The sequence below is a fragment of the Burkholderia territorii genome, assembly GCF_902833055.1.
GTDB lineage: Bacteria > Pseudomonadota > Gammaproteobacteria > Burkholderiales > Burkholderiaceae > Burkholderia > Burkholderia territorii.
On the sequence record NZ_CADFEJ010000002.1, the window covers coordinates 600,007 to 623,100 of the forward strand.

At 66.6% G+C, this 23,094-nt stretch carries 20 protein-coding genes, 2 pseudogenes and 1 riboswitch; of the genes and pseudogenes, 15 read left to right on the top strand and 7 right to left on the bottom strand.

The window, feature by feature from the left end:
* The first annotated feature begins 6 nt into the window (after positions 1-6).
* Both HW466_RS07280 and HW466_RS07285 read left to right on the top strand, forming a co-directional pair.
* On the top strand, positions 7-1,467 hold the full coding sequence (locus HW466_RS07280) for an NAD(P)/FAD-dependent oxidoreductase (RefSeq protein WP_059809971.1): 1,461 nt from the start codon (positions 7-9) through the stop codon (positions 1,465-1,467).
* Between the two features lie 135 nt (positions 1,468-1,602).
* On the top strand, positions 1,603-2,523 hold the full coding sequence (locus HW466_RS07285) for a LysR family transcriptional regulator (protein ID WP_151004775.1): 921 nt from the start codon (positions 1,603-1,605) through the stop codon (positions 2,521-2,523).
* Between the two features lie 12 nt (positions 2,524-2,535).
* On the opposite strand, the gene HW466_RS07290 is transcribed toward HW466_RS07285, so the two are convergent.
* The 6 genes and pseudogenes from HW466_RS07290 to HW466_RS07315 all read right to left on the bottom strand — a co-directional run bounded on the left by HW466_RS07290 (position 2,536) and on the right by HW466_RS07315 (position 8,303).
* Positions 2,536-3,933, bottom strand: coding sequence for an MFS transporter (locus HW466_RS07290; protein ID WP_151004777.1), 1,398 nt, complete (start codon positions 3,931-3,933; stop codon positions 2,536-2,538).
* A 209-nt stretch (positions 3,934-4,142) separates the two neighbouring features.
* Positions 4,143-4,511, bottom strand: coding sequence for a hypothetical protein (locus HW466_RS31850; RefSeq protein ID WP_239006051.1), 369 nt, complete (start codon positions 4,509-4,511; stop codon positions 4,143-4,145).
* 29 nt (positions 4,512-4,540) lie between these two features.
* Positions 4,541-4,767, bottom strand: a pseudogene (locus HW466_RS31855) (winged helix-turn-helix transcriptional regulator); the annotation flags it as partial.
* 36 nt (positions 4,768-4,803) lie between these two features.
* Entirely contained in the window at positions 4,804-5,814 is a 1,011-nt protein-coding gene (locus HW466_RS07305) for a sodium:calcium antiporter (RefSeq protein WP_059447620.1), read from the bottom strand.
* Positions 5,815-5,898: 84 nt separating this feature from the next.
* Positions 5,899-6,081, bottom strand: a riboswitch (yybP-ykoY riboswitch).
* Between the two features lie 138 nt (positions 6,082-6,219).
* Positions 6,220-7,635 carry a heavy metal sensor histidine kinase gene (locus HW466_RS07310; RefSeq protein WP_174905499.1) on the bottom strand — a complete coding sequence of 472 codons (1,416 nt, stop codon included), beginning with the start codon at positions 7,633-7,635 and terminating at the stop codon, positions 6,220-6,222.
* Complete coding sequence (locus tag HW466_RS07315) at positions 7,632-8,303, bottom strand: heavy metal response regulator transcription factor (RefSeq protein WP_059508121.1); 672 nt, start codon at positions 8,301-8,303, stop codon at positions 7,632-7,634. Before HW466_RS07315 ends, HW466_RS07310 begins: the two co-directional genes overlap by 4 nt.
* Positions 8,304-8,570: 267 nt before the next feature.
* Here HW466_RS07315 and HW466_RS07320 point away from each other — a divergent pair, with 267 nt between their 5' ends.
* The 10 genes from HW466_RS07320 to HW466_RS07365 all read left to right on the top strand — a co-directional run bounded on the left by HW466_RS07320 (position 8,571) and on the right by HW466_RS07365 (position 19,037).
* Positions 8,571-8,939 (top strand): hypothetical protein, encoded by a 369-nt coding sequence (locus HW466_RS07320; protein WP_059945185.1) that lies wholly within the window; start codon positions 8,571-8,573, stop codon positions 8,937-8,939.
* An 88-nt stretch (positions 8,940-9,027) separates the two neighbouring features.
* Positions 9,028-9,321: a hypothetical protein gene (locus tag HW466_RS07325; protein ID WP_151006143.1), complete on the top strand. Its 294-nt coding sequence runs from the start codon at positions 9,028-9,030 to the stop codon at positions 9,319-9,321.
* Positions 9,318-10,850, top strand: a complete 1,533-nt coding sequence (locus tag HW466_RS07330; RefSeq protein ID WP_151006142.1) for a TolC family protein — start codon at positions 9,318-9,320, stop codon at positions 10,848-10,850. Before HW466_RS07325 ends, HW466_RS07330 begins: the two co-directional genes overlap by 4 nt.
* Before the next feature lies 1 nt (position 10,851).
* Positions 10,852-12,147 (top strand): multicopper oxidase family protein, encoded by a 1,296-nt coding sequence (locus HW466_RS07335; protein WP_059508125.1) that lies wholly within the window; start codon positions 10,852-10,854, stop codon positions 12,145-12,147.
* 73 nt (positions 12,148-12,220) lie between these two features.
* Complete coding sequence (locus tag HW466_RS07340) at positions 12,221-12,550, top strand: copper-binding protein (RefSeq protein WP_151006141.1); 330 nt, start codon at positions 12,221-12,223, stop codon at positions 12,548-12,550.
* Between the two features lie 13 nt (positions 12,551-12,563).
* Entirely contained in the window at positions 12,564-12,944 is a 381-nt protein-coding gene (locus HW466_RS07345; protein ID WP_174905500.1) for a copper resistance CopC family protein, read from the top strand.
* Entirely contained in the window at positions 12,941-13,882 is a 942-nt protein-coding gene (locus HW466_RS07350) for a copper resistance D family protein (protein ID WP_151006051.1), read from the top strand. Before HW466_RS07345 ends, HW466_RS07350 begins: the two co-directional genes overlap by 4 nt.
* A 209-nt stretch (positions 13,883-14,091) precedes the next feature.
* Positions 14,092-15,903 carry an ExeM/NucH family extracellular endonuclease gene (locus HW466_RS07355; protein ID WP_151006050.1) on the top strand — a complete coding sequence of 604 codons (1,812 nt, stop codon included), beginning with the start codon at positions 14,092-14,094 and terminating at the stop codon, positions 15,901-15,903.
* Positions 15,904-16,713: 810 nt separating this feature from the next.
* Positions 16,714-18,564, top strand: coding sequence for a S10 family serine carboxypeptidase-like protein (locus HW466_RS07360; RefSeq protein WP_059546537.1), 1,851 nt, complete (start codon positions 16,714-16,716; stop codon positions 18,562-18,564).
* 44 nt (positions 18,565-18,608) lie between these two features.
* Positions 18,609-19,037, top strand: a complete 429-nt coding sequence (locus tag HW466_RS07365) for a hypothetical protein (protein WP_059447624.1) — start codon at positions 18,609-18,611, stop codon at positions 19,035-19,037.
* Between the two features lie 146 nt (positions 19,038-19,183).
* Here the strand turns inward: HW466_RS07365 and HW466_RS07370 are convergent, their stop codons facing one another.
* On the bottom strand, positions 19,184-20,152 hold the full coding sequence (locus HW466_RS07370) for a helix-turn-helix domain-containing protein (protein WP_230938202.1): 969 nt from the start codon (positions 20,150-20,152) through the stop codon (positions 19,184-19,186).
* 292 nt (positions 20,153-20,444) lie between these two features.
* Between HW466_RS07370 and HW466_RS07375 the strand changes: the two genes are divergently transcribed.
* From HW466_RS07375 to glyA, 3 genes and pseudogenes are all read left to right on the top strand, one after another.
* Positions 20,445-21,692 carry a D-arabinono-1,4-lactone oxidase gene (locus HW466_RS07375; protein ID WP_151006292.1) on the top strand — a complete coding sequence of 416 codons (1,248 nt, stop codon included), beginning with the start codon at positions 20,445-20,447 and terminating at the stop codon, positions 21,690-21,692.
* Between the two features lie 33 nt (positions 21,693-21,725).
* On the top strand, positions 21,726-22,505 hold the full coding sequence (locus tag HW466_RS07380; protein WP_059447627.1) for an SDR family NAD(P)-dependent oxidoreductase: 780 nt from the start codon (positions 21,726-21,728) through the stop codon (positions 22,503-22,505).
* A gap of 320 nt (positions 22,506-22,825) precedes the next feature.
* Positions 22,826-23,094, top strand: a pseudogene (gene glyA / locus HW466_RS07385) (serine hydroxymethyltransferase); the annotation flags it as partial.

A 23,094-nucleotide genomic window follows, 5' to 3' on the forward strand; every position in this document is an offset into this window, starting at 1 on the left:
GGGATCATGGAAATGGAAGTCAACGAAACAACGCTGGCCGCGCCGGCACACGCGCATGACGCGCGTCGCGCGCCGGTCGCACTGAGCGCCGCCGAGGCGCTCGCGAACACGAAGCTGTTCCCGTACTGGCTCGACAACCCGGCCGCGCCGGCCGCCGAGCCGGAACTCGTCGGCGACGCGACGGCCGACCTGCTGATCGTCGGCGGCGGCTTCACCGGGCTGTGGGCGGCCGTGCAGGCGAAGGAACAGATGCCGCACCTGAACGTCGTGCTGATCGAGGCGGGCAAGGTCGCGCACGGCGCATCGGGCCGCGCGGGCGGAATCATCTCGACGTCGGTGATGCACGGGCTGCCGAACGCGGTGCGCGTATTTCCGAACGACATCGCGCAGCTCGAGGCTTTCGGCCATCGCAACCTCGACGGCTTCGAGGAAACGCTGAAACGCTACGACATCGACGCCGACATCGAATGGAACGGCGAGATGACGGTGGCGGTCGACCCCGCGCACCTCGCGCACCTGAAGGGCGACTACGACCTGCACCGCCAATACGGACACGACGTCGTGCTGCTCGATCGCGACGAAACGCTCGAGCAACTGAATTCGCCGCTGTTCGCGGGCGCGCTCTGGTCGCGCAATCGCAGCGGCATCGTGCATCCGGCGAAGCTCGCGTGGGGGCTCAAGCGTGCGGCGCTGTCGCTCGGCGTGAAGCTGTACGAACATACGCCGCTCGTCACGGTGACCGACGAAGGCGCCACGGTGTACGTGAAGACGCCGAAGGGCAGCGTGCGCGCGCCGCGGGTCGTGTTCGGCAGCGGCACGGCGAAGGTCGGCATCCCCGACATCAACCGCCGCGTGATGCAGGTGCGCGACCACGTGCTCGCGACCGAGCCGCTGACCGACGCGCAGCTCGCGCGGATCGGCTGGAAGAATCGCCAGGGCGTGTACGACACGCGCACGCAGCTCAACTATTTCCGGCTGACGAAGGACAACAACATCATCTTCGGCGGGCTGGTCAGCTATCACTTCGACGGCGATCCCGAGCCGCACCAGGACGGCGAGCGCGAAACCTACTACCGGCTCGCGGAGGCGTTCCACCGCACGTTCCCGCAGCTCGCCGACGTGCGCTTCTCGCACGCGTGGGGCGGCCCGATCGACTACTGCTCGCGCGGCTCCGTGTTCGCGAAGCGTTATCTTGGCGGCAAGGCCGTGTTCGTCGCCGGCTACACGGGCTTTGGCGTCGCGGCGAGCCGGTTCGGCGCGTTCATGGGTCTGAACATCCTGTTCGATCGCGACAGCCCGGAGCGCAAGCTCGACATCGCGAACCAGAGCCCGAGCTACATCCCGCCCGAGCCGGTGCGCTGGGTCGCCGCGAAGATCACGTTCCATGCGTTCGACGGCGCGGACGCCGAAGGCGGCTGGAAGCGTGCGTGGATCAACGGAATCAAGGCGATGGGCTTTCCCATGTGAACGGCGCGCGATGTCCGCGCGACGAGTATGGCGCGCGCCGTTGCCGATGGCGGCGCGCGTCCGGCAAGGTTCATCGGCGACGACGGCCGGTGTCGCGCCGGCCCGACAACGCGCTCACGCGCAGCGGCTCGAAGCATGTTTTCGAATACCACCGATCTCGATCTCCGGCTCATCCGGGTCTTTCTCGCCGTCGTCGACGCACGCGGCATCACGGCCGCCGAGGCCTCGCTCGGCGTGCGCCAGTCGACGATCAGCACGCAGTTGTCCGCGCTCGAAGCGCGCGTCGGTTTCAAGCTGTGCGATCGCGGCCGTGGCGGCTTTCGGCTGACGTCGAAGGGCGAACGCTTCGCGGCCACGGCGCGCACGCTCGTCGCCGCGACGTCCGAGTTCGTCGCGCGGGTGCGCGACATCGACCGCAAGCTGGTCGGCACGCTGTCGATCGGCCTGATCGGGCAGGCGCCGCTCGTCGAGAACGCGCGCCTGGCCGAGGCGATCGGCGCGTTCCGCAAGCGCGACCAGGCCGTCACGTTCTCGATGAAGGTCGCGTCGCCGCAGGAACTCGAGGAAAGCCTCGTCAACAACCAGCTCGATCTCGCGATCGGGTATTTCTGGCATCGCGTGCCGGGGCTTGACTACACGCCGTTATTTACCGAGCAACAGGTGATCTACTGCGGGCGCGGGCATCCGCTGTTTCATGCGTCGCGGCCCGTGTCGGCCGACGACCTGCAGGCGCACGACTGGGTATGGCGCACCTATCCGGTGCCCGAGGAGCAGTATCCGCTGCCGGAGCGGCGCGTGACCGCGAGCGCGGACAGCATCGAGGCCGCGACGATCCTGATCCTGTCGGGCGGCCATCTCGGCTATCTGCCCGCGCATTACGCGGAGCCGTTCGAGCAGCGCGGGCTCGTGAAGGCCATCGGCCGCACGACGTTCAGCTTCGATGTGCCGCTGCATCTCGCGATGAAGCGCAGCGCGAACGGCAAGCCGATCGTCGACGCGTTCTGCGAGGATCTGCTGCGCGCGTTCAACATCAAGGCGATCGCGCTGGCCGCGTAGTGCGGCGCCTGTTCAGGCGTCGATGCGCTCGACCTTGCCGACCAGCAGCCCGTACGACAGACTGCCCGCGAGCGCCATCGCCGCGATATAGGTGATCGCGCGCGAGAAGTCCGCACCATCGACGAGCAGCCCGATCACGATCGGCGTCGCGATCGCCGCGAGGTTGCCGACGAGGTTGAACACGCCGCCCGTGAGGCCAAGCAGCCGCGCGGGCGCGAGGCCCGACACCAGTGACCATGTGATCGACGCGAAGCCGTTGCCGAAGAAGGCGATCGTCATGAACGCGATCACCCAGCCCGTCGACGTCACGTAGTTCGCGCCGATGATCGAAGTCGAGATCAGCAGCCCCGAGATGATCGGCAGCTTGCGCGCGAAGCCCTGCGCCGCGCCGCGCCGCATCAGCCAGTCCGACAGCAGGCCCGAGCACAGCACGCCGACGAACGCGGCGAGAAACGGCAGCGACGCGAGAAAGCCCGACTTGATGAAATCCATCCCGCGATACTTGACGAGATACGTCGGGAACCACGTAAGGAAGAACCACAGCGTCGAGTTCAGCGCGAACTGCCCGAGATAGATGCCCCACAGCTTGCGCCGGCCGAGCACGACGCCGAGGTCGCGCCACGTCGACGGCGTGCGCGCGCTGCGCGCGGCGACGCGGTCCTCGAGGTCGACGAGGCCACCGCCGTCGCGGATCGACGCGATTTCGGCCGCATTGATGCCGCGAAACGCGCGCGGCTCGCGATACACCGCATACCAGACCGCGGCCCACGCGATGCCCGCGACGCCGGTCGCGACGAATACCATGTGCCAGCCGAGATGCACCTGCAGCCACGCGAGCACGGGCGTGAGGAACGCGAGGCCGACGAACTGCCCCGACGTGTAGCCGCCGATTGCGCTGGCGCGCTCGCGAGTCGGGAACCACGTCGTGACCACGCGATTGTTGATCGGATAGGCGGGCGCTTCGAGCGCGCCCACCGCGAGGCGCAGCACGATCAGCCCGACGAACGATCCGGCGAAGCCGAGCAGCACGGTCGCGGCCGACCACAGCGCGAGCGCACCCGCATACAGCACGCGCGGCGACACCTTGTCTACGAGCCAGCCGCCGGGGATCTGCATCAGCGCATAGGTCCAGCCGAATGCCGAGAACACGAGGCCCGCGCGGACGGGATCGATGTTCAGTTCCTTGAACAGCGCGGGCGCGGCGATCGACAGGTTGCTGCGGTCGAGATAGTTGATCACGACCGTGACGAACAGCAGCGCGAGGATGATCAGGCGCTTGCGGCTCGGCGGCGCGGCGACGGCGGCAGCCGCGGACGCCGACATGCGGCCGGTGGAATCGGGTGCGGTGTCGGCATGCGCGGGCGATTGTGCCGACGGGTTGGCATGCGTGCGCGACGCGGAATGGGCCACGGTCGTCTCCTGAGTTCTGTGTCGGCCGTCGCCCGCGTGGCGGGGCGGCCGTATCCAATGGCATTGGGCGAACGTTAGGGCCGTGGCGCGTTGTGCGTCAACATTTGGGCAGGCATCCCCATTAATGGGACGTTGTGCGCTCGATATGTGGGCGTGTGAGGCGCGCAGCGCGAATGCGCGAGACGTGGGCGAGTGCCGCGCCGGCGCGCTTACGTGCTCGCGCTGTCGTCGCGATATCCGCTCTTGCCGTCGAAGATTTCCTCGAGCGCGGCACGCAGCACGACCGGATCGTGCTCGCCGGGGGCGAGATCAATCACGTAGTGCGTGTTGCCGTCGAGGCGCGCGGCGGTGCGCTCGTCGAGTTCGACTTCGATCGTGTTGCCCGTGAGCCGAACCTTCAGATCGTTCACGTTCGCGGTGAGCTGGTCGTGCACCATCACCTCGATCGACGTTTGCTCCGGAAAGCGCAGCAGCGAGAAGCAATAGTTGCGCTCCGCATCGTGGCAGTAGATGTTCGCGAAGCTTTCGTCGTCGTCGACGTCGGACGTGGCCGCGCCGACGGTGGCATGCAGTTCCATGTTGTTTCTCTCGATGAATGGGTTATCGGGGCGGCGTCGGCTTCGACCTCGTCGCGCGTATCGCACGCCTTCAGCCACGGCCCGAACTCGCGCATGAATTCGATGCGGGCCGCAGTCGGTTGTCCTGGGCGGTCAGATCGTACTCGATGCGCACCGGCACTTCCGGGTACACGGTGCGCCGCACGAAACCGGCGTCCTCGAGCGCGCGCGGATCGAGCGTCGGCATTCGCTGCGAATTACGCAGCAGGTCGACGCGTGGCTCAACACGTCGTGCTCGAAACGCACCGCATTTTCAGCGCGTCAGCGTCACGAACAGATAGCCGGCGTATCCGGCGCCGTTCGCCAGCAACGCCCATATCGCGAGCCCGCGCGCACGCGCATTGACGCGCAGCCAGACCGCCGCCGCGAGCGTGATGACCACGCCGGTCAGCACTTCGGGGCGCGGCTCCCACGGCGTCAGCATGATGCCGATCGCCGGCAGCAGCGTGCCCTGGAACACCATCGCGCCGGTGATGTTGCCGAACGCGAGCGTGTCCTTCTTGCGACGGATCCACAGCACGCTGTTGACCTTTTCCGGCAATTCGGTCGCGATCGGCACGATGATCAGCGACAGCAGCAGCGGCGAGATGCCGAGCAGGTGCGACACGCCCTCGACGCCATGAATGAAGCCCTTCGCCCCGCCGACGAGCAGCGCGACGCCGAGCGCGAGTTGCAGCGCGATGGTCGCGAGGTTGGTCGGCAGCCCGGCACGCGACAGGAACATCGCGTGCGGCGCCTCGGTGCCGTGGCCGGCATCGACGAGCTGCGTCGACGCGCGGAACGTCATCACGACATACATCGCATAGACGCCGACCAGCATCGCCGCGAGGAGCGCGCGCACCGCCCACACGTGATGCGGAACGAACATCGCAACGGTGGCGAGCGTGAACGCCGCGATGAAGTAGTTCAGGTCGCGCACGAAGCCGCTGCGCTCGGGGGCGATCGTTCCCGTCAGTCCGCGCGAGCGGATCACGGCGAGCGCCATCAGGAAGGTCGTCAGCGTCGCGAGCATCAGCGGCGCACCGAGAATCGCGCCGACGCCGATCTCCTCGTTGACCGCCGCGTTCGACGTGCCGCCGGCGAGCGCGAGCAGCGGCACCATCGTTTCGGGCAGCGCGGTGCCGACGGCGGCGAACAGCGACCCCGTCACGCCTTCCGAAATCTTCAGGCGCTCGCCGAGATGTTCGAGCGCATTCGTGAAGAGTTCGGCGGCGACCAGGATGACGATCAGCATGAACGCCAGTTCGACGAGCATCAACGTCATGCGGCACCTCCGCAGGCAGGCACGCAGGCAGTGGCGAATCGGACGCCGCGAACGAAATGCAGGGGGAAGGCTGAAAGGAACATGGGGGCTCCGTGGTCGGACGTGGACGAACCATGACGCATCTGCCGACGTCCGACCAGGAACGACGCGATGCGTCGATGGTCTCGCCAGACCAATGCGGCCGAACGCGCCACGGCCGCCGGCCGAGTGTGTTGACGCGTTCGCTTTCCGGGGAAGGAAAGCAGGCTACTCCCCAAAGACGAAGGGCAGTCTAGCCGAGCCGGCCGCTTTCGGCAAGCGCGTACGGCCATATCCGTTGGCGCGTGCGGTCGAGCCGCCGCGTGACGGATGTCCATGCGGTATCGGGAAGCATGCGGCGCGCGCGTGAGCGGCATCCTCCGCGCGTCACGAAACGCGGGCCGGGAAGTGAAGCGCGAAGGTCGTCCGTCCGTCGCGGCTCACGACCTCGACCCTGCCGCGATGCAGCTCGACGATCGACTTCACGATCGCCAGCCCGAGCCCGGCGTTGCGCGCAGCGCCGTGCCGCGACGAATCGATCCGGTAGAAGCGCTCGAAGATCCGCTCGATCTGCTCGGGCGGAATCGCGGCGCCGCGGTTCGTGACCTCGACGACCGCGTATTCGGGCCGGCTCGATACGGTCAGCTCGATCGTCGATCCGGCTTCCGCGTGTTCGAGCGCGTTCGAGACGAGATTGCTGACGGCGCGACGGAACAGTGTCGCGTCCGCGACGACGGGCGCCGCGCCGTGCACGTCGAGGCGCACGCCGGTCTCGTCGGCCAGCGACTGGAAATACGACGCAAGGCGGCGCAGTTCGTGGCCCGCGTCGAGTTCGACCGTCTTCAGGTGTTGTTGCGCATTGTCCGTGCGCGCGAGAAACAGCATGTTCTCGATCATCCGCTGCAACCGTTCGCATTCCTCGATGTTCGAATCGATCAACGCTTCGTATTCGTCGGCGGTGCGCGCACGCGACAGCGTGACCTGCGACGAGCTGATCACGTTCGCGAGTGGCGTGCGCATGTCGTGCGCGAGGTCGGACGAAAACTGCGACAGCCGCACGAACGCGCGCTCGAGCCGGTCGAGCATCCGGTTGACCGACGTGGCGAGCTCGCGCAGCTCGATCGGGCCGGCGCGCGCATCGAGGCGCGCGGCCAGGTTGTGCGCCTCGATGCGCGACGTTTGCCGGCCGAGGCTCTCGACCGGGCGCAGGCCGCGCGACGCGACCGCGTGGCCGAGCGCGCCGACCAGCAGCGCGCCGATCGCGGCCGCGAGCCAGATGTCGACGCGATAGCTTTCGAGCAGCGACTGGCGATCGGCCGCCGTGCGTGCCAGCGCGACCTGAACGGCTTCGCCCGACGGCAGTGTCGCGCGCGCACGGACGCAGCGCGACGTGCCGATGCCGGGCGGCGAGCACGTGAACGGGCTGGCGGTCTCGCTCGCCGCGCCGGCCGGCTGCGGCCGCGCGATCACCGACGCGAGCGTATGGCCGGCTTCGTCGGCGTGTTCGACGAGCGGACGGTTCGCATCGTCGTAGATGCCGAGATAGACGCCCGGATGCGACAGCAGCACCTCGTGAAAGACAGCCGGATCGGCACGCAGCGCGGCCGTCGAGCCGCTCGCCCGCGCGAGCTGCAGGAACTGCTTGAGCTTGCCGGTGATCTCGATGTCGTCGCGCCGCGTCAACTCGGCGGACAGCGAGCGGTACAGGTACGCGCCGGTCAGCGCGAACACGAGTGCGGCCACGACCGCGAACGCGAGCGTGAGGCGCCGGAGCAGCGAATAGGGCGCGGCGCCGCTGCTCACGCGCGATCCTCGAACACGTAGCCCATTCCGCGGATCGTGTGGATCAGTTTCTTCTCGTAAGCGTTGTCGATTTTCGCGCGCAGGCGCTTGATCGCCGCATCGACGACGTTCGTGTCGCTGTCGAAATTCATGTCCCAGATCTGCGACGTGATGAAGGTGCGCGTCAGCACCTCGCCCTCGCGTTCCGCGAGCAGCTGCAGCAGCGCGAACTCCTGCGCGGTCAGGTCGATGCGGGCGTCGGCGCGCCGCACGCGGCGCTTGATCAGGTCGACTTCGAGATCGGCGATGTGCAGGATGTCGCGGGCATTGCGCGGCACGCGCCGCAGCAGCGAGCGGATGCGGGCGAGGAATTCCGCGTATGCGAACGGCTTGAGCAGGTAGTCGTCGGCACCCAGTTCGAGGCCGGTGACCTTGTCCTCGGTCGCTTCCCGGGCCGTGAGCAGCAGCACCGGCGTCTGCTTCTGCGCGCGCAGCCGCCGGAGCACCTCGAAGCCGTCGAGTTCCGGCAGCATCACGTCGAGCACGACGAGATCGAAATCCTCGTGCAGCGCGAGGAACAGCCCGTCCTGGCCGTTTTCGGCCACGTCGACCGTGTAGCTCGCCTCCGTCAGCCCCTTGCGGAGGTACGACGCCATCTTCGGTTCGTCTTCGACTATCAGTATCCGCATGGTGAAGCAGGCCGTTCGTGATTCCAGCCGGTGAGTGTAATGCGTGAGTTTACGGCACGGCGCGTGCCCGAAAGATGACGGCCGGATGACGGAATTTTCATGAAGCGCGCGAGCGATGCGGCGATCGCGCTTCATGAAAATCCGGTCATCTTTCGACCATGTCGCCGTCACGGCGGTGGCGATAAGCTGCGGCCGTCTCGTATCCGGAGCGCGTCGTCGCGGCGCCGCTCCCGTTCATTCGGTCATTGTTTGCCTGATTCCGCATCCATGTCGTACTGGCGCAAATTCATCCTCGTCGTGTTGCTGGCGCTGTGCGTGCCGATCCAGTCGTTCGCGGCCGTGTCGACGCAATGCGCGGGCGCGGCCGTGCCGCATGCGGGGGCCGATGCGTCGGCTGCATCGCAGGCGATGCCGAGCGTGCACGGCGAACGGCATCGGCACGGCGAACACGCACGCGATGCTACGCGTTGTTCCGCTTGCGGATCTTGCTGTTTCGGCTCGGGTATCGCGCAGGTGCCTGCCGTGCCCGTGACGTCGGACGGCGGCCGCGCGATCGTTTCCTCCGTGCCGTCGGTGGTCGCCGTGTCGTTCCTGACCGGCGGTATCGACCGGCCGCCGCGCCGGAATCCCGTCTAGTCCGTGTCCGTGGCCGACCGGCCGCGATCCGCAAACCGTGCCGGCGAATGCTCGACGCCGGCCGCACGATTCACGACGAGATACATCCATGCGATCGATAACTGCGGCGCTGCTTGGCGCGGCGGCCCTCGTGCCGTCGCTCGCGCCCGCGCAAACCAATTTTCCCGATCCGGCCGACGCGGCCGCATCGGTGCCGGACGTCACGGTGACGTCCGCGTTCGACGGTTACACGCCATATCGGGACGATGCAGGCCCGGGCTGGAAGCAACTGAACCGGGACGTGATGGCACGGCCCGCGAAGGGCAACGTCACCGGACACGCGAGACCCGGAAACGCGGCAGGCGGCACGGCCCATTCGATGCACGGAGAGGCCGCGCGATGACGAGACTGGCGATTTCACCGCGAATCGGCACCGCGGCGCTCGTGCTGACATTCCTCGCCGGCTGTACGACGTTCTCGAAGGATGGCGGCTTCGACACCGTGTCGTCCGTTGCATCGGAGCGCATCGGGAAGGACGCCGTGATCGTCAGGACCGACGCCGACCGCGCCGCCGTCGACCAGCGGACGAAGGCGTTGCTTGCGACGCCGTTGTCGATGGACGACGCGGTGCAGCTCGCGCTGCTGAACAACCGCGGGCTGCAGGCGTCGTACGCGGAGCTCGGGCTGTCGGAGGCCGATCTGGTGCAGGCCGGCCGGCTGCCGAACCCGCGCTTCTCGTTCAGCCGCACGCGGGCCGGCGACGGCGAACTGAGCCTCGGCCGCACGTTCTCGGCCAACGTGTTCGCGCTGCTGACGTTGCCGCTCGCGACGAACATCGAGCGCCGCCGTTTCGAACAGACGCGGCTCGAAACGGCCGACGCGATGCTGAAGGTCGCGGCCGACGCACGCCGCGCGTATGTCGAAGCGGTCGCCGCCGAGCAGGCCGCGAACTATGCGCGACAGGTCCGCGACGCCGCGAGTGCCGGCGCCGAACTCGCGCTGCGCATGCGCCAGGCCGGCAACTTCAGCCGGCTCGACTACGCGCGCGAACAGGCGTTCCATGCGGACGCGGTCGCGCAGCAGGCGAAGGCACAGCAGCAGGCCGTTGCCGCGCGCGAGAAGCTCACGCGCGCGATGGGCCTGTGGGGCGAGCACACGCGGTACGCGCTGCCCGAGCGCTTGCCCGATCTGCCGAAGTCCCGTCCCGATCTGCCCGATCTCGAACGCTATGCGATGCGCAACCGCCTCGACATCCAGGCCGCGAAGCTGCAGACGCAGGGCGTCGCGTCGTCGCTTGGGCTCAGCAAGGCGACGCGCTTCGTCAACGCGGTCGATCTCGGCTACGTGAACAACTACGAGACCGGCAAGGGGCACGAGCACGGCTACGAGATCAGCGTCGAGATTCCGCTGTTCGACTGGGGCAGCGCGAAGGTCGCGCGGGCCGAGGCCATCTACATGCAGTCGGCGAACCGGCTCGCGCAGACGGCGATCGACGCGCGCTCGGACGTGCGCGAATCGTACGCGGCATACACGACGAGCTACGACGTCGCGAAGCACTATCGCGACGAAGTCGTGCCGCTGCGCAAGACGATCTCGGACGAGCTGCTGCTGCGCTACAACGGGATGCTCGCGAGCGTGTTCGAGCTGCTGGCCGATGCGCGGGAGCAGGTCGGCGCGGTCAACGGCTACATCGATGCGTTGAAAGATTACTGGCTCGCCGAAACGGATCTGCAGGCGGCCGTCGGCGGCCGCCTGCCGACCGCGCAGCCGACACAGCCGACGCAGCCGACTCAGCCGACTCAGCCGACCCAGCCGACCCAGCCGACAAAACCGGCGCCAACGCCCGCAGCACCCCCGACCGACGCTGCGCCGCAGCCGGCTTCTTCACCCGTGGCGCAACTGGCGCCCGCAACGCATCCGGAAGGTCATTGACATGGTGTCCCGTCGACAATTTCTCAGCGGCTCGGGCGCCGCGCTGCTCGGTGCGGCGATGGTCAGCAAGGCCGGCGCCGCATCGCTGCCCGAAGCGCCCACGATGGCGAAGGCCGGCACGCAGCCGCCGCTCGTGCCGCCCAACGGCCGCCCGTACACGCCCGTCGCGACGCTGAACGGCTGGACGCTGCCGTGGCGGATGAAGAACGGCTGGAAGGAGTTCCACCTGACGGCCGAGCCCGTCGTGCGCGAGATGGCGCCCGGGATGAACGCGAACCTGTGGGGCTACAACGGCCAGTCGCCGGGCCCGACGATCGAGGCCGTCGAAGGCGACAAGGTCCGGATCTTCGTGACGAACCGGCTGCCCGAGCACACGACGATCCACTGGCACGGGCTGCGGTTGCCCAACGGGATGGACGGTGTCGGCGGCCTCACGCAGCCGCACATTCCGCCCGGCAAGACCTTCGTCTACGAGTTCCAGCTGCAGGCGCACGGCACGTTCATGTATCACCCGCACGCCGACGAGATGGTGCAGATGGCGATGGGCATGATGGGCATGTTCATCGTGCATCCGAAGGATCGCGCGACGATGCCCGTCGATCGCGACTTCGTCTTCCTGCTCGCCGCGTACGACATCGATCCGGGCAGTTACACGCCGCGCGTGAACGAGATGACGGACTTCAACATGTGGACGTTCAACTCCCGCGTGTTTCCGGGCATCGACCCGCTGCCGGTGCGCGCGGGCGACCGTGTGCGGATTCGTTTCGGAAACCTGACGATGACGAACCATCCGATCCACCTGCACGGCTACAGCTTCGAGGTGGCCGGCACCGACGGCGGCTGGATTCCGCCTGCGGCGCGCTGGCCGGAGGTGACGGCCGACGTCGCGGTCGGCCAGATGCGCGCGATCGAGTTCACCGCCGATCGCCCGGGCGACTGGGCGTTTCATTGCCACAAGTCGCATCACACGATGAATGCGATGGGGCATCAGGTGCCGAACCTGATCGGCGTGCCGCAGAAGGATCTCGCGAAGAAGATCGGCAAGCTCGTGCCGGACTACATGGCGATGGGCAGCACGGGCGGCGCGATGGGCGGCATGGACATGCCGCTGCCCGACAACACGCTGCCGATGATGACGGGCACGGGACCGTTCGGGCCGCTGGAGATGGGCGGCATGTTCACGGTGCTGAAGGTTCGGCAGGGGCTCGGCCGGGACGACTATCGCGACCCGGGCTGGTTCCGGCATCCGAAGGGCACCGTCGCGTACGAGTACACCGGCGAATTGCCGGACGGTTGAGCCGCGGGCAGCAGGCGGCGGCCGCGACGATCCGGCCGCCGGTTTTCGTTTCATTCACTCAGGAGCACATACGATGAAGAAGACACTGGTTTCCATTGCAACGGGTTGCATGCTGGCATTTTCCGTCGCGTCGTACGCGGCCGGCGACATGGCCGGCATGGACATGACCGGCGGCGCGATGCAGGAGATGTCGCACGGCGAGATCCGCAGGATCGATACGAGCACGGGCAAGCTGACGATCAAGCACGGCCCGCTGGACAACCTCGGGATGGACGCGATGACGATGGCGTTCAAGGTGAAGGACCCGGCGATGCTGTCGCAGGTGAAGGTGGGCGACAAGATCGACTTCGTCGCCGAGGACGTAAACGGCACGTTGACCGTCGTCGAGTTGAAGAAGCCGTGACGCGGGCATGACCATGAAAACGACCACTTTCGGGCGGCTGGCCGCCCTTGCCGCGGCCGGCGCGATCGCCGCCGCCGTGCCGGCCGCGGCATTCGCGCACGGCAAGCTGGAAAGCGCCGTACCGGCGACGGGCAGCGCGCTCGACACCGCGCCCGACACGTTGCGGTTGACGTTCAACGAAGACCTCGAAGCGGCATTCAGCTTGGTGAAGGTGTCGGACGGGAGCGGCAATCCCGTCGCGCACGAGAAGGCGAAAGTCGATGCGTCGAACCCGCGCGTGATGACCGTCGCGATGCCGAAGCTCGTGCCCGGCGCATACACGGTGCAGTGGGTGGCGATGACCGCCGACGCGCATCGCACCAAGGGAACCTATTCGTTCAGGGTGAAGGGATGAACGAGGGTTTCGTCGGCCTCCTGAGGCTCGTGGCGGTGGCGATCCAGAACACCGGGTTCGCGGTGGTCGTCGGCGCGCTGCTGGGCAGCCACTGGCTCGCGCGCGGCGAGTCGGCGTGGCAGCACGGCATCGCGCGGCGTCTCGTTGCGACGCTGCGCATCGCGTCCGTCGTGTCGCTGCTCGCGAGCATCGTCGCATTCTGGGCGCACTGCGCGTTGATGAGCGACGTGTCGATGCTGGACGCCGGGCCGGCCGTGTGCTCGATGCTCGCCGGCACCGGCTTCGGCCACGCGTGGCTGGCCGGCGCGGTGTTCGCGGCCGTCGTCGTGTTGCTGTCGTTGCTCCGCGATGCGAACGATACGCGCTTTCCGTTCGCGATGTGGACGGCGCTCGCGGGCGTCGCACTCGCGCGCAGCAACGGCGGGCATCCGGTCGATGCGGGGTGGTTCAGCGTGCCGGTGTGGGTCGACTGGCTGCATCTGCTGGCGATCAGCGCGTGGGTCGGGCTCGTTTTCGTGACGGCGTTCGGCGTGATGCCGCGTCTTGCCGGCATGCCCGCGCGCGAACGCACGACCGGCGCATCATTCGTCCAGTCGTTGTCCGATGCGTCGACGTACGCGTTGATCGTGCTGTTCGCGACCGGTGCTTACAACGGCTGGCGCGGTGTCGATACGCCGGCGAACCTGCTTGCGTCGACATACGGGCAGATCCTGCTGTTCAAGCTTGCGCTCGTGCTGATCGCGGCGGCGCTCGGCGGGCACAACCGGTTCTTCGAGATGCCGAAGCTGCTGGCCGCGCTGAAGGACCCGGACGCCGCGACGCCGGCCGGCCCGTTGCGCCGCTTCGGCGCGGTATTGCGGATCGAGGCGGTCGTGCTGGCCGGCGTGCTGATGGTGGCCGCCGTGCTGGTGTCGAGCGCGTTGCCGGGGACGGTCTAGCGGCACGGTCGGCGGGCGAGCCCGGCGTCGGGAAATCGTCGGAGAAAGGGCGGTTTTGATCAGACGATTTCCGCTTTCGCCTCGTGAGCGCAAGACCGATCGCCATCGTAGCGCGCTGCGGAAATTACAACCATCTGTCTTTTGGTTACTAAAAACTGTCACCGAGCGCCGCTAAGCTTTCGCCACCCTCACAACCGGGATTCCCCGTCATGCGCTCGACAATCCGCCTGTTTGCCCCGCTATTGCTGCTGCCCACGCTTGCCGCTCCCGTCTTCGCCGCCACCGCCGCGCCCATCAGTCCGAACTGCGGCGGCAGCACGACGCCGATCGCCGACATCCAGGGGCCCGGCGCGCCGTCGCCGCTCGCGGGCCAGAACGTGTCGATCGAAGCAGTCGTCACCGCCGATTTCGGCGGCACGGACGGCTTCGGTGGCTTCTTCGTCCAGCAGGCCGACGCGCAGCGTCGCAACCAGCCGGGCGTGTCCGAAGGCCTGTTCGTCTATGCGCCGAAAGTGCGCGCGAAGGCCGGCGATCTCGTGCACGTGACGGGCAAGGTCGAGGAAAAATACGGGCAGACGCAGCTCACGCTGTCGGGCGCGATCGCGGTGTGCGCGAACGGCCAGACGGTCACGCCCGCGACGCTCACGCTGCCGGTCGACAGCCCGAGCACGTTCGCCGCGTATGAAGGGATGCGCGTGCGCCTGCCGCAAACGCTCACCGTCACCGAGAACTACGAGCTGGGCCGCTACGGCAGCGTGATGTTGAGTAACGGCCGCCTGCGCACGCCGACCAGCGTGGTGCCGCCGTCGCAGGCACAGACGCAGATCGATGCGAACGCACGCAACCGGCTGATCCTCGACGACGGTTCGAACAAGCAGAACCCGGCGACCGTGCCGTATCCGGCGCCGGAACTGTCGGCCGCGAACACGCTGCGCTCGGGCTACACCGTGCGCGACGTCGAGGGCGTGCTCGAGGTGCGCTACGGTGCATGGCGCGTGCAGCCGCTGCCCGGCGCAGCCGCGCCGACGTTCGACACGCGTTCGAATCCGCGTACCAACGCCCCGGCACGCGATCCGAAATCGAACCTGCGCGTCGCGTCGTTCAACGTCCTCAACTATTTCAACGGCAACGGTCTCGGCGGCGGCTTCGACGATCCGAACAACCGCGGCGCGAAGACCTATCAGGAATTCCAGCGCCAGGAAGCGAAGATCGTCAGCGCGCTGAAGGCGCTCGACGCCGACGTGATCGGCCTGATGGAAATCCAGAACAACGGCTATGGCGAATTGAGCGCGGTGCGCCAGCTCGCCGCGAAGCTCGGCAGCAACTGGCGCGTCGTCGATCCGGGCACGTCGCGCCTCGGCGGCGACGCGATCGCCGTCGCGATGATCTACGACAGCCGCGCGGTCGAACCCGTCGGTCGCGCGGCGACGCTCGCGATCGACGACAAGAACCGCCAGCCGCTCGCGCAGTCGTTCCGCCGGATCGGCGGCAAGCAGGCACTGACGATCGCGGTCAACCACCTGAAGTCGAAGAACTGCCCCGACGCGGCGAACGACGACCTCGACCAGGGCGACGGCCAGGGCTGCTGGAACCCGACGCGCACGCGCGCGGCCGCGAAGCTGGCCGACTGGCTTGCCAGCACGCCGACGGGCGTCGCGGGGCAGGGCACGCTGTTGATCGGCGACTTCAACAGCTACACGTATGAAGACCCGATCCGCCTGCTCGAATCGCGCGGCTACCGCAACCTCGTGTCGCGCTGGATCGGCGCCAACGCGTACAGCTACGTGTACAACGGCGAAGCCGGCTACCTCGATCATGCGCTCGCGTCGCTGCCGCTCGCGTCGCACGTGAAGGCCGTGCACGAATGGCACATCAACGCGGACGAGCCGCTCGCGCTGCAGTACACGCTCGCGTACAAGTCGGCCGAACAGCAGAAGACGTTCTATGCGCCGGATGCGTATCGTTCGTCGGATCACGATCCGGTGCTGATCGATATCGCGCTGCCGGGCGGCGGGCGCTGATCGCTGAATCGGGTATCGGCATCACGGCGTGCGGCGTGACCGCGCGTCGTCGCGCGGGCGGCGGCAGCGCTGCTCGCGCGATCTCTCTGCGTCGGACATGACGTGCCCGCTTCGTGATCGCTGCAATCCGATCCGGAAAGCGCGGCGCGAATAAGCGCGTCACCAGTGCGAATACCTGCGTATTACGCATCAATGCCGTTCCGCGCACCTGCGGTTTCATTCTGGCATCGAGTAAATAATTCCGTCACGTGTCCCTTGAATAATCGAAATCGGTATTTTGTGGATGGCGCTCGTCTTTATTCAATGAATCGCGCTAATCGATCGGAGATAATTAAAATGAAAGAAAGCTCCTGTCGATTTGAAGGGTTTTCGCGCGCGATTCAAATACCCGCCGCCCGCTGCGGGAAATACGCAAAACCGGCCGCAGTTCAAGAATATTGATCCCCCGCTACCTGCCCGATTCGAACATTCGTTTTTCTTTCAAATCCCAGACACTGATCGCCGTTCGCATCATAAGAGATTTTTTAATATCCGAATGATCTTTGACAACGCGGCGCAGCACCGCCTATTTTTGTGATGTCGTAAATTTTGGTAATACGATAAGTCGTAGAAACTGCAAGGGGGCGGCGTTCCCGCATCATTCTCCGCCAGCAGTTTGCTGTGTCTGTATCAAGTTCAGTGTCTCGAAGAAGTCCAATCCCCAACCGCCGTCTGCCGACCGTGCAACGCGAGTGGCGGGTACGCCTGCGCGTTTTTCGGCGGCGATGGCGGCCTGTGTGAAGCGATATCCGACCCAACACAAGGACCGAGATGAAACCAGACAGAAGCAGTACCGGCAGCAGGCGCGAACGTCGCGTCCGGCTGGCCGGGCTAGGCGCAGTGACGGCCGTGACGCTCGTGCTCGCGGGCTGCGGCGGCGACGATTCGTCGTCGGTGGGCGCGTCGAGCCTCGCGCAGGCCACCGCGAGCCAGCAGGCCAGCGCGCAAGCGGCGGCCGGCAACCAGTCGCCGACGGCGAATCAGCCTTACGTCGACCCGGTCGCCTATTCGATGAACGCGACCGACGGCCTCGCGCCCGGCCAGGTCTCGGAGAAGGCGGCAGTGATGCATTACCAGTGGAAATCCGGCGGCACGACGGTCAACTACACGACGACCACCGGCCACCTGACCGCGCAGGACGCGAGCGGCAATGCGGAAGCATCGATGTCGTACGTCGCGTACACGGCACCGAGCACGAACGGCAAGCCGCGCCCCGTCACGTTCGTGTACAACGGCGGCCCCGGCTCGTCGTCGATCTGGCTGCGCCTCGGCTCGTTCGCACCGACGCGCGTCGCCACGCCCGATCCGCTGTTCGGCAACAACTGGCCGAACTATCCGCTCGTCGACAACGCGGAAAGCCTGATCGACACGACCGATCTCGTGTTCATCGACCCGCCCGGAACCGGGCTGTCGGAAGCCGTGTTGCCGAACACGAACCAGAAGTACTGGGGGGCGGACGCGGACGTCAACATCATGCGCGACTTCATCCAGCGCTACCTGAACGTCAACGGCCGCGGCACGTCGCCGATCTATCTGTACGGCGAATCGTACGGTACGCCGCGTACCGACATGCTCGCGCTGGCGCTCGAATCGGCCGGCGTGCACCTGACGGGGATCGTGCTGCAGTCGGCGATCCTGAACTACTTCGCCGATGCGATGGAGGCAGTGGCGATCACGCAGTCGACCGAAGGGCTGCTGCTCGACACCGATACCGTGGCCGGCTACCTGCCCGGCTATGCGGCGGTCGCGGCGTACTTCAACCAGGTGTCGCCGGCGCCGGTCAATCCGTATCTGTATGCACTGCAGACGGAGTTGTTTACGACGCTGATCTACAACCAGCTGCAGCAGTACTCGCAATCGTGGGTGCTGAGCCAGCTCGGCATTCCGGATGCGCTTGGCACGCCGGTGTTCCCGAGCGACGCGACGCTGAAGCTGTGGTCGCTGCCGTCGAGCCTCACGCAGCAGGCGCTGCGCGGCTACTTCAACGCGAATCCGTTCGGCACGAGCCTGCTGCCGGGCACGACGATCGGCCGCTATGACGGGCGCGTATCGCTGCCGAACTCGGATCCGCGGCTGCAAACGGACGGCGATCCGTCGGACATCCTGATCTCGCAGCCGTTCACGAACGCGCTCGCGACGCAGATGCCCGATTACCTCGGCTACACCGCGCCGAACGCGACCTACCTGCCGTTGAACGACAACATCATCCAGGTGTGGGACTTCTCGCATGCCGGCCAGCCGATGCCCGACACGATCCCCGATCTGCTCGGCGCGCTGCAGCTCAATCCGAAGCTTCAGGTGCTCGCGGAGAACGGCCTTCACGATCTGGCGACGCCGTTCTTCAACACCGAGAAGCAACTCGCGCGACTGCAGACGGTGAAGGGCCTGAATCCGAAGCTGCAGGTGAACTTCTTCCAGGGCGGGCACATGACGTATCTGGACGACGTCGCACGTCCGCAGATGAAGCGCGATCTGAAGCTCTTCTATCAGGGCAGGCGGATTCCGACCGCGCTGACGCTGCGCACGCTGCCGCCGCCGTGGCCGGACGAGAACCCGGCCGGCACGCCGACCGGCAGCGTGCCGGGCGCGACGGCCGCGACGACGCTGGCGGCGGCGCCATAAGCGACGGACTCCTTGCTAAAAGGAACCCTCTATTCATCCATTGAATGCGAGTGATCATGTCCCTAATCAATTTGATGCGGCGTATGTCTCCGTTGATCGTCCTCGGTGCCGTGATGAGCAGCGCCCATGCACTGCCGCCGCAGGCGGTGGCGCCGGTGAAGCTGCCGCGCGGCGGGCACGGCGTCGACGGTCCGTTCTTTCCTTCGACCCGCGCGGCGCCGGTGCTGCCGTCGACCGGCGCCACGCTGCAGCAGCAGGCGCAGACCCGCGTCGATGCCCGGCTCGGCGGCAACACGGTGCTGAGCAACGGCGCGGCGGTGACGAAAGCGCAGGCGCAGAGCAGCGGGCTCGGGTTCGTCGCGAAGCACTTCGACGAGATCGATGCGAAACACACCGGTCGCGTGACGATGAGCGATGTGCGGCAGTTCATCCAGCAGCGGCAGGTGCAGGCGGAGCAGGAACAGCAGGAGTGACTGTGTAGCGAGGTCGCGCGCAGGGTGATGGCCGATGCCGGCCGTCTCCTTGCGCCGGCGTCTGCTATCAACACGCCGCGGCGCACGTTCGGCCGCGGCTTTCTTCATCGAGGCCCGATTATTGCGCCGGCAACGCGACGCGCGCGTCACGCATCGCGTGATCGAGATTCGGCTTCCCGGTGCGCGTAACGCCGCGCCGTCGCCGACGGCAACTCGCCGAACATCGCGCGGTAGTCCTGCGCGAAGCTGCTCAGGTGCCAGAAGCCCCACTTCGTCGCGGCCGACGTCACCGATGCGCCGAGCCGCAGCTCGCGACGAACGTGATTCAGCCGGACGGCGCGCAGGTACGCGATCGGATTCAGGTTGAGCGTGTCGTTGAACGCGTATTGCGCGGTACGTCGACTGATGCCGAGCTGCACGCACAGTTCGGCGATCGACAGCGGACACGTCGACGCATCCTGCAGCCGCGCCTGCACCGCGTTCACGAGCGACCAGTACTTCGTCGGTCGCGCCGGGGCGCTGTCCGCGTCCGGCGCGGGCACCGTCATCGCCTCGGAAATCGCATACAGCACGGTTCGCTCGAGCAGTTCGATCCGCTGCTGCGTCGTCACGTCGTCGATCGGTGTCGTTTTCGCGGCCGCCGCCATCGTGTGGCGCAGCAGGTCGCGCAAGCGGTCCGCGACCTCGGGCGTCATCGGAATCAACGGCGCGAAGGTGCGCGCGCGCAGCGACGCGGCGAGTGCGCGCATGGCTGCCGTGGACAGCTTGTCGGGCTCTATCTCGACGTTCACCAGCACGTGCCGGTCGGGCGAATAGAACTCGAACACGGGCTGGCTCGAGAACACGTGCAGGCTGTCGCGTCCGCTCTTCTCGCCGCACATGCGTGCATGGCCTTCGAGCTCGAGCGGCACGGCCACCGCGATGCGGTCCGGCGGCACCGCGCCCTGCTGCAGGATCACCTTGTCGAGATCCTCGACCAGCAGCCGGATGCCGCCGAGCGACACGATGGACGACGAGCCATGAAAGCGGCCACCCGAGATCTGCGTGTAGTTGAGCTCCCAACCGTCGAAGATCCGTGCCTGTTCCTCCACGTCGGTGAACGCGCAGAACGCCACCGTTCGCGCAAACGGCGGGGCACCGGATAAATCGCTCGGAGCGGCGGACGGTGTCATCGGAGTCGGTAAGGGCGGGCCGGATCGATGCATTGTAGCCGCTGCAAGAGGCGGTCAAAAACCCTGGCGGCCCGATTCTCCGAGCAAACCCTCGCTTGCCGAAATCCGATAGTGAAAAGCCGGCTGACGCAATACCTTTGGCACGAACGGACACGACGCATCGCATCGCGCTGCGTTGCCCGACGAACCGAACGGCTGCCGGCAACGCCGGCGGCACACTTCTGGAGAGACGACGATGGAGCTTCCTCGTGGCGGGTTCTGGCGGAACTGGGTAGGCAATCAATCGTGCGTCGCCGCTCACATGGCGTCGCCGACCAGCGAGGCCGAGATCGCCGAGCTGGTGCATGCCGCGACGAGCCAGGGCAAGAACGTCCGGTGCTCGGGGTCGGGGCATTCGTTTACGCCGATCGTCGCGACGAGCGGCCTGCTGCTGTCGCTGAAGGACTACCAGGGCATCGTCGCGGTCGACGCGCAGCGCAAGCGCGTCACGGTGAAGGCCGGCACGCGGATCAACGCGGTGACGCGTCATCTGAAGGAGATCGGCTTCTCGCTCGTCAACCAGGGCGACATCGATTCGCAGGCCATTGCCGGCGCGCTCGCAACCGGCACGCACGGCACGGGGACGACGCTGAGCAATCTGTCGTCGCAGGTGGTCGGGATGCGGATCGTTCGCCCCGACGGCTCGATCATGGAAGTGAGCGACAGGCAGGACCTCGACCTGCTGCATGCGACGCAGGTGAACCTCGGCCTGTTCGGCGTGGTGTCGGAGCTCACGCTTCAGGTGACCGATGCGTTCTGGCTGCACGACCGTGTGTGGCGGGAGGACTTCGACGCGTTGATGGAAAAGTACGACGACCTCGCGGCCACGCACCGGCATTTCGGCTTCTTCTGGTGCCCGACGTCGGAGAGCCGTCACCTGTACTGCCTGCCCGACACCGCGAAGGTGTCGAACTCGAGGAAGGATTACGACGTATGCGAAATCAAGGTGATGGACGTCACCGAAGAACGCACGTTCTTCGAAGGCGAGCACGAGAAGATCGCGTACAGCGCCGAGGTCTATGCGATCCACTACGTCGCGAACTTCCACGAACTCGAATACGCAGTGCCCGCCGAACACGGCAAGGAAGCGCTGCGCCGTGTGCGCGACCTGATCCTCACGAAGCATCGGGACTGCATTTTTCCGGTCGAATACCGCTTCACGAAGGGCGATCCGGCGTGGATCAGCCCGTTCAACAATCAGGATAGCGTGACGATTTCGTGCTCGGGCGGTCCGAACGGCGTCGACTACTGGCCGTTCCTGAAGGACGTCGACGACATCCTGCGCGATTACGGGTCGCGTCCTCACTGGGGCAAGCTGCATTTCACGAACCGCGACGACGTCGATCGCTGGTTCCCGAAGGCCGAAGCGTTCCGCGAACTGCGCCGCAGCGTCGACCCCGAAGGCCGTTTCCTCAACGATCATCTTCGGACGCTGTTCAGTTGAGCGGCCGGAACCAACCAGACTGGAGAACGACGCATGAATGCGAAGATTGACGGACGCCTGGCCGGCAAGGTCGCCATCGTGAGCGGCGGCGCGGGCGGATGCGGCGGCGCCGCGTCCGAACTGTTCGCCGCGCAGGGCGCGAAAGTGGCGATCATCGACCGCGACGGCGACGCCGCCGAAACGCTCGCATCGCGCCTGCGCGATGCCGGCTTGCAGGCGATCGGCCTCGGCGCGGACGTGTCGAAGCAGTCGGACGTGCGGAGCGCGGTCGATGCCGCCCGCGAGCAGTTCGGCAATGCGGACATCCTGTTCAATCATGCGGGCACGCTGATCGTCAAACCGTTTCTCGACATCGACGAGTCGGAATGGGACTGGCTGATGGGCGTGAACGTGAAGAGCATGTTCCTGATGACGAAGGCGGTCCTGCCGCAGATGCTGGAAAAGGGGCGCGGCAGCATCGTCTGCACGTCGTCGATCTCCGCCGTCTGCGCGACGCCCGGCGAGGTGCTGTACGACGCGACCAAGGGCGCGTGCCACATGTTCGCGCGGGCGATCGCCGTCGAATACCGCGATCGCGGCATCCGCTGCAACGCGCTGGCGCCCGGGTTCATCCGCACGCCGCACGGGATGCGCGAGCTGAAGGATCTGCAGGCGATGGGCGTCGACGCGACCGAGGCGGCCATCGCGGTGCAGCAGGGCCGGCTGTGCGAGCCGGCGGAGGTGGCCGCGGCCGCGCTGTTCCTTGCGTCCGACGAATCGAGCTTCGTCAACGGCACGCATCTGTTCGTCGACAACTGTTTCTCCGCGGTCTAGGCCCGGTTATTCGAGGAAGCCAACGGGCAGGCGCGATTCCTCCAGGAACGGCAGGTTCGGTCGAAGGTCCCGCAGCGATGCGGGCCTTCGATTTTTTTTGCCGGTGCGACGCGCGATGCGTCCTAGCGGATTGTCGGAATCCTTCTATCTGAACGATTTTGCGTCTGCTGGAATGGCAATGTCGAATCACAGTTCAGCCGGCATCGCGGGGCGGCAGGGTCGATGACGTCATCGCGCGCCGGTTCGGCGCTCGACTTTCGCACGCCCGTGCAGGTCCGGGATACCGCGGTCAATTCATCACTTTCTTTCGATCAATCATCATGTTCAATCGCACTACCAGCACCGTCGCCAACGTCGATCCGGAACTCTGGAGCGCCATTCAGGACGAGAACCGCCGCCAGGAAGAGCACATCGAGCTGATCGCGTCGGAAAACTACACGAGCCCGGCCGTGATGGCCGCACAGGGCTCGCAGCTCACGAACAAGTACGCGGAAGGGTATCCGGGCAAGCGTTACTACGGCGGCTGCGAGTACGTCGACGTGGTGGAGCAACTGGCGATCGACCGCGTGAAGCAGCTGTTCGGCGCGGA